The organism is Pseudomonas sp. RW407, assembly GCF_003176655.1.
Classification (GTDB): Bacteria; Pseudomonadota; Gammaproteobacteria; order Pseudomonadales; family Pseudomonadaceae; genus Pseudomonas; species Pseudomonas delhiensis.
The window spans coordinates 15,312-22,475 of sequence record NZ_QGSL01000029.1 but is presented as its reverse complement, the minus strand read 5'-3'; the positions used below and the strand labels follow the sequence as shown (position 1 = coordinate 22,475).

The window sequence follows — 7,164 nt, the reverse complement described above, 5'->3', positions numbered from 1 at the left end:
ACGCGCACTTCTGGCTCGCCACCATCGGCACCGTGCTCTACATCGCCTCGATGTGGGTCAACGGCATCACCCAGGGCCTGATGTGGCGCGCGGTGAACGCCGACGGCACCCTCACCTACTCCTTCGTCGAAGCCCTGCAGGCCAGCCACCCCGGCTACATGGTGCGCCTGTTCGGCGGCGCCCTGTTCGCCAGCGGCATGTTCCTCATGGCCGGCAACACCTGGCTGACCGTGCGCGCCGGCCAGCGCATCGACCGCATGCCCATCGCCAGCGCCGCCTGAGAAGCCCCGCCATGCAACTGCTGCTCGCCCTGGCCACGCTGCTGGCGCTGGCCATCGCCCTCTACCTGCACCTGCGCCGCGCCAGCCGCCACGACCTGCAACAGGCGGCGCTGCTGCCCTTCGCCGACGACCCCGAGGCCGCCGCACGAATGAGCGCCGCCACCGGCCAGCACTGCGAACGGCTGTTCGACCCGCGCCGCGAGTGCCGCCTGCGGGCCTGATTTACCCCGATCCAGGGACGGATCCCTCCCTTGTGCCTGTCTGGCACTTTCCGGGGCCCACCTCGTTGTTCCGTGAGGTGGGCCCTTTTTTTCATGGCGCATGATGCGTTGGCGTTTTCCAGTTCATCTCCGAGGGGGATTCGGGCAAGGTCAGACGGCGGATAACCGCGAACGGTTATCCGCCCTACGATCCTGCGCGAGCTTGCTAGCGAACAAGAGCCCCTCTCCCTAACCCTCTCCCTGAAGGGAGAGGGGACCGTTCGGAGCGATTGGGTTTTCCAGAGTCAGCCGGCAGCTCCAGAATTGCCGGCTGATATTAAATCCTCTCTCGGCACGGACTAGCCCCCTCTCCCTTCAGGGCGGGGCGCGCAGCCGAGGGCTTCTGAGGCCAGCCTTTGCAGGGCCGACGGACACATGCAAAAACGCACGCGCCCCACCTCCCTGGCAGGCCGCGTGCGTTACCAACGCTTGTTCCTATCGAATCGTCAGACCTGTTCCTGCACACCTCCTTCCGCGTAGATATCCACGGTCCTGCCACGGGGTGAAAGCACGCCGGTCACCACCTGCCAGGCCATCGACAGGGCCCCGACGATGAACACCAGGTCGCCGAAGGTGCGTACCCAGCGCAGGGTCTGCAGCAGCGGTTGCTGCATGAACTCCTCGCTGCGGGCGTACCAGAGGCCGACGCTGGCGCTGGCGTGGAACTGGATGATGCCGATGGGCAGCAGGCTGGTGGCGAGCATCAGCACCAGGCCGCCGTTGAGGCACCAGAAGGCGGTCTTCATCAGCCGTTCGTTGAAGTGCAGCTGCGGGCGGATGTAGCGCAGCACCAGCAGGGTGAAGCCCAGGGCGAGGAAGCCGTAGACACCGAACAGCGCGGCGTGGGCGTGGGTCGGCGTGGTATTCAGGCCCTGGATGTAGTACAGCGCCACCGGCGGGTTGATCATGAAGCCGAAGACGCCGGCGCCGAGCATGTTCCAGAAGGCCACGGCGACGAAGCAGGCCAGCGGCCATTTCACCCGCTGCATCCAGGCCGCGCGGTTCTTCAGGCGCCAGTTCTCCCAGGCCTCGTAGCCCAGCACCACCAGCGGCACCACTTCCAGGGCGCTGAAGGTGGCGCCCACCGCCATCACCGGCGTGGTGGTGCCGGCGAAGTACAGGTGGTGGAAGGTGCCGGGCACGCCGCCGAGCATGAACAGCGAGGCCGAGGCCAGGCTGGCGGTGGTGGCGGCGCGGCCGGACACCAGGCCCATGTTGGAGAAGATGAAGGCCAGCGCGGTGGTGGCGAAGACCTCGAAGAAGCCCTCCACCCACAGGTGCACCACCCACCAGCGCCAGTACTCCATCACCGACAGGTTGGTGCGCTCGCCGTAGGCCAGGCCCGCGCCGTAGAACAGGCCGATGGCGATCACCGAGGCCGACAGCAGCGCCAGCAGGTTCTTGTCACCCGGCTTGCCGAAGGCCGGCAGGATGCCGCGCAGCATCAGCAGCAGCCAGAAGGCGATGCCGAGGAACTTGCCGATCTGCCACAGGCGCCCCAGGTCGACGTACTCGTAGCCCTGGTGGCCCAGCCAGAAGTTCCACTGCGGCGGCATCAGCTGGGCGATGGCCAGGTAGTTGCCGATGAACGAGCCGGCCACCACCACGACCAGCGCCCAGAACAGCACGTCGACGCCGAGCTTCTGGTATTTCGGGTCCTTGCCGCCGTTGATGATTGGCGCCAGGAACAGCCCCGCGGCGAGGAAGCCCGTGGCGATCCAGAACAGCGCGCTCTGGATGTGCCAGGTGCGCAGCAGCGAATAGGGGAACCACTGCGACAGCGGGATGCCGTAGAAGTCCTGCCCTTCCACCGTGTAGTGCGCGGTGGCGCCGCCCAACAGCACCTGGAAGCCGAACAACCCGACCACCAGCAGCAGGTACTTGCCCAGCGCCCGCTGCGACGGGGTGAGCGCCACCAGGCTGAGCGGGTCCTGCAGCGGCGGCTCGGGCTCTTCCTCGTCATGCCCGCGCAGGAAGGCCCAGGCCCAGACCAGGAAGCCGACGCCGGCGATCAGCAGCACCACGCTGACGATGGACCACATGACGTTCTCGGCGGTCGGCTGGTTGCCGATCAGCGGCTCGTGGGGCCAGTTGTTGGTGTAGGTGGCCGCCGAGCCGGGGCGCTCGGTGGCGGCGGCCCAGGCGGTCCAGAAGAAGAAGTGCGTCAGCTCCTGGCGCCGTTCGAGGTCCGGCAGGGTGCCCTCCTTCATGGCGAAGCTCTTGCGGCTGTGCTGCAGCGCCGGGTCGTCGCCGAACAGCGCGATGTAGTAGTCGGCGGTGTGGCGGATGGCCTCGACGCGGCGGGCGCTCAGGGTCAGCACGCCATTCTCGGCGCGGTTGCCGCGGTACTCGCGCTTCAGGTGCGCGAGCAGCACGGCCTGCTGGTCGCCGTCCAGTTCAGCGAAGGCCTTGCCGTACTGCTGGTGGGCGCCGATGTCGAGCCAGGCGCTCAGCTCGCGGTGCAGCCAGTCCGCGGTCCAGTCCGGGGCCTGGTAGGCGCCGTGGCCCCAGATGGAGCCGAGCTGCATGCCGCCCACGCTCTGCCAGGCGGTCTGGCCGTCGAGGATGTCGTTGCCGCCGAACAGCGTCTCGCCGGTCTCGCTGCGCACCTGCTCGGGAATCGGCGGGGCCTGGCGGTAGACCTCGCGGCCGAACCAGCCGAGGATGCAGAAGGTGACGCCGAGTACGGCGATCAGCGCCCACCAGAGCTTGCGGTATTCACCCATGGTGGCTCTCCTCGCCGGCGACCGGGCAGGTGGCGGGACGGACCGGGCAGCGCTGGGCGCCGGAGAATTTGACGTAGGCGCGATGGCCTGGGATGTTGCTGAGCGGGACGTGCATGGGATGGCTCCTTGGTCAGGCACTGCTTGCGCTATCGCAAGCGCTGTGCCATCTCATAAACCGCTCAGGATCAATAACTTGCGAAATTCACGAGTCAAAATGACTTCGCCCGGGAAGGGTTTTAATGACCTCGAAAAGGTAAAAAATACCCCGCTGCTGGATACCCTCCTGGCGGACCTGGCCGACGACCTGCCCATCGCCGTGCGCCTGCAACGGCTGGTGGCGGCGCTGCGCGACGAGTTCGCCTGCAGCGCCGTGGTGCTGCTGCAGCTGGACGGCGACAGCCTGCAGCCCCAGGCCGCCGTGGGCCTGGACCGCGAAGTGCTCGGCCGGCGCTTCGCCGTGGCCAGCCACCCACGCCTGGCGCGCATCCTCGAACGGCGCGAGCCACTGCAGTTCAGCGCCGACAGCGAGCTGCCCGACCCTTACGACGGCCTGCTCCAGGACAGCCCCGACAAGCCCCTGCCGGTGCACGACTGCATGGGCATGAGCCTCTACCTGGAGGGCCGCCCCTGGGGCGTGCTGACCCTGGACGCCCTGCGCCCCGGCAGCTTCTCGCCGGTCCTGGTCCGGCGCCTGGAGCACTGCGCGCCGCTGATCGAGGCCGCCGTGCGCGTCGGCCGCCTGGAAAGCGAAGTGCGCCGCCTGCGCCTGACCCGCAGCGCCCTGGCCGAACCCGCCCTGGAGCCCGGCGCCGGCATCCTCGGCGAAAGCCCGGTGCTGCACCGGCTGCTGGACGAGCTGAAGATAGTCGCCGACTCCGAGCTGCCGGTGCTGCTGCAGGGCGAGACCGGCGTCGGCAAGGAACTGTTCGCCCGCGCCCTGCACGCCAGCTCGCCACGCTCGCGCAAGCCGCTGGTGTACGTGAACTGCGCGGCGCTGCCGGAAACCCTCGCCGAAAGCGAGCTGTTCGGCCACGTGCGCGGCGCCTTCTCCGGCGCCGCCCAGGACCGCCAGGGCCGCTTCGAGGCGGCCAACGGCGGCACGCTGTTCCTCGACGAGATCGGCGAGCTGCCGCTGTCGATCCAGGCCAAGCTGCTGCGCGCCCTGCAGGGCGGCGAGATCCAGCGCCTGGGGGCGGACCGGCCCCGGCACGTCGACGTGCGCATCATCGCCGCCACCAACCGCCACCTGGCCGACGAAGTGCGCGGCGGGCGCTTCCGCGCCGACCTCTACCACCGGCTGTCGGTGTACCCGGTGCACATCCCGCCGCTACGCGAGCGCGGCCAGGACGTGCTGGTGCTGGCCGGGCATTTCCTCGAACTCAACCGCACCCGCCTGGGCCTGCGCTGCCTGCGCCTGGCACCGGACGCCGAGCAGGCCCTGCTGGACTACGCCTGGCCGGGGAACGTGCGCGAGCTGGAACACCTCATCAGCCGCGCGGCGCTCAAGACCCTGAGCCTGGCCGGCTCCCGCCGCGAGCTGCTGAGCATAGACGCGGCGGGGCTCGGCCTGGACCTGCCGGCGGCCGATGACGCCAGAGCGGCCAGCGCCCCCGCGGCCGAGGACGCTCATTCGTTGCAAGAGGCGGTCGACGACTTCCAGCGCCACCTGCTGCGGCGCGCCCTGCAACGCCACGACGGCAAGTGGGCCGCCGCCGCCCGTGCGCTGAAGATGGACCCGAGCAACCTGCGCAAGCTGGCGCGCCGCCTCGACCTGCGCTGAGCGCCTCGCGAGCGGCCTGGGGGCCGCTCGCAGCGGGGGCTTCAGCGCACCAGGTGCAGGTAGTGCAGGTGGCGTTCGTACTGGTCGAGGATGTCGCCGATCACATCCTCGCGGCTCCAGCCCATGATGTCGTAGTCCTGGCCGCCCTCGCGCAGGTGCACCTCGGCGCGGAAGTACTTGCGGGCGTCGTTGCCCTCGTCGCTGTCCTGCACCACGAAGCTGGGCTGGGCGAAGGCCCGTGGGCGCACCTCGTAGAGGAAGCGACCTTCGCCGGCGTGGTCCAGCGCCAGGCTCACGCGGCCGTCGTCGCGCTCCTCCACCGCCACCTCGTAGCCCTGCTTGCGCAGCTCGCCGGCCACCTGCTCGCAGGCCGGGCGCACCACCTCGGTGATGAAGCGCGCCACGTGGGCCCGCCGCGGGCGCATGGCGATGTTGCGCAGGCGCCGCTGCCAGCCGCCCTGCGCGTGGGGCGCATGGCGTGGCGAGGGCAGCGCCTGGTGGCGCAGGCCGCGGCGGGTGGCGTCCAGGTGCAGCGCCTTGAACAGGCCCCAGATCGACGCCAGGAGGATGATGGCGAACGGCAGCGCGCTGGCGATGGTCGCCGTCTGCAGCGCCTTCAGGCCGTTGGCCAGCAGCAGCGCCACCGCCACCACGCCGATGCTCACCGACCAGAAGATGCGCTGCCACAGCGGCGAGTGGTCGTGCCCGGACGAGGCCAGCATGTCCACCACCAGCGCGCCGGAGTCGGCGGAGGTGACGAAGAACACCACCACCATCAGCACCGCCACCAGCGACACCACGCGAGACAACGGGAAGTGCTCGAGGAAGGCGAACAGCGCCAGGGAGCTGTCCTGGCCGACCACCGTCGCCAGGTCGGTCACCCCTTCGTTGAGGATCATGTGCAACGCCGAGTCGCCGAACACCGTCATCCATAGCAGGGTAAAGCCGGCCGGCACGAAGAGCACGCCGCAGACGAACTGGCGGATGGTCCGCCCGCGGGAGATGCGCGCGATGAACAGGCCGACGAAGGGCGACCAGGACAACCACCAGCCCCAGTACAGCAAGGTCCAGCCGCCGATCCAGTCGGTGGGCTGGTAGGCGTAGAGGTTGAAGGTCTTGTTGACGATCTCCGAGAGGTAGGCGCCGGTGTTCTGCACGTAGGCCTGCAACAGGAAGACCGTAGGGCCCAGCAGCAGCACGAAGAGCATCAGCAGCACCGCCAGGCCCAGGTTCAGCTCGGAGAGGATGCGGATGCCGCGGTCCAGGCCGCTGGCCACCGAGAGGGTCGCCAGGGCGCAGGTGGCGGCGATCAGGATGACCTGCACGGTGGCGTTCACCGGCAGGCCGAACACGTGGTGGAAGCCGCTGTTGATCTGCAGCACGCCGTAGCCCAGGGAAGTGGCCACGCCGAACACGGTGCCGAGGATGGCGAACACGTCCACGGCATGGCCGATGGGGCCGTGGATGCGTTCGCCGATCAGCGGGTAGAGCGCCGAGCGCAGCGTCAGCGGCAGGCCCTTGCGGAAGCTGAAGTAGGCCAGGATCAGCCCGACGATGGCGTAGATCGCCCAGGCGTGCAGGCCCCAGTGGAAGAAGGTGATCTTCATCGCCTCGCGCGCGGCGGCCACGGTGCCCGCCTCGCCCACCGGCGGCGTGGTGAAGTGCATGACCGGCTCGGCGACGCCGAAGAACATCAGGCCGATGCCCATGCCGGCGGAGAACAGCATGGCGAACCAGCTGCCGTTGCGGTACTCGGGCTCGCTGTGGTCGGGCCCCAGCTTGATGTCGCCGTAGCGGCTGATGGCCAGGAACACCACGCTGATGAGCACCAGCGCCACCGCCAGGATGTAGAACCAGCTGGCGTTGCCGACGATCCATTGCTGGATGCGGTCGAACCGGGCCTGCGCCTGGTCCTGGAAGGCCACCGCGTAGAACACCAGCAGCACGATGAGCAGTGCGCTGCTGTAGAAGACCGGGGGGTTGAGCGTGCTCCTTGGTTTGGAAGGGTCGGACATCGGGGACGGTTTCTCCTTGTGAAGCGAAGGCGCCGGCGGCGCCCTGAACCTGCGTTCGCCTGCAAGGGTAGCTCATCGGCATCTCGTACTAATTCGAGGCAC

At 68.9% G+C, this 7,164-nt stretch carries 6 protein-coding genes; 3 read left to right on the top strand and 3 right to left on the bottom strand.

The window, feature by feature from the left end:
* On the top strand, window positions 1–281 hold a 281-nt coding region (locus DK254_RS00965), incomplete at its 5' end, for a cbb3-type cytochrome c oxidase subunit I (RefSeq protein ID WP_177412015.1).
* 11 nt (window positions 282–292) lie between these two features.
* Window positions 293–502, top strand: coding sequence for a hypothetical protein (locus tag DK254_RS00960; protein ID WP_371921085.1), 210 nt, complete (start codon window positions 293–295; stop codon window positions 500–502).
* Window positions 503–987: 485 nt separating this feature from the next.
* Here the strand turns inward: DK254_RS00960 and DK254_RS00955 are convergent, their stop codons facing one another.
* Together DK254_RS00955 and DK254_RS34680 are read right to left on the bottom strand one after the other, a co-directional pair.
* A complete protein-coding gene (locus DK254_RS00955; protein WP_109931676.1) occupies window positions 988–3,267 on the bottom strand; it encodes a nitric-oxide reductase large subunit in 2,280 nt (759 codons plus the stop codon).
* Entirely contained in the window at window positions 3,260–3,382 is a 123-nt protein-coding gene (locus tag DK254_RS34680; protein WP_256595772.1) for a hypothetical protein, read from the bottom strand. The genes DK254_RS00955 and DK254_RS34680 overlap by 8 nt, the downstream gene beginning before the upstream one ends.
* Before the next feature lie 99 nt (window positions 3,383–3,481).
* Here DK254_RS34680 and norR point away from each other — a divergent pair, with 99 nt between their 5' ends.
* Window positions 3,482–5,047 carry a nitric oxide reductase transcriptional regulator NorR gene (gene norR, locus DK254_RS00950; protein WP_109931674.1) on the top strand — a complete coding sequence of 522 codons (1,566 nt, stop codon included), beginning with the start codon at window positions 3,482–3,484 and terminating at the stop codon, window positions 5,045–5,047.
* Between the two features lie 41 nt (window positions 5,048–5,088).
* Here norR and DK254_RS00945 read toward each other — a convergent pair whose 3' ends face one another.
* The gene (locus DK254_RS00945) at window positions 5,089–7,062 is read right to left on the bottom strand and encodes a choline BCCT transporter BetT (RefSeq protein WP_109931673.1); all 1,974 of its coding nucleotides are present in this window, start codon (window positions 7,060–7,062) and stop codon (window positions 5,089–5,091) included.
* Window positions 7,063–7,164: the final 102 nt, after the last annotated feature.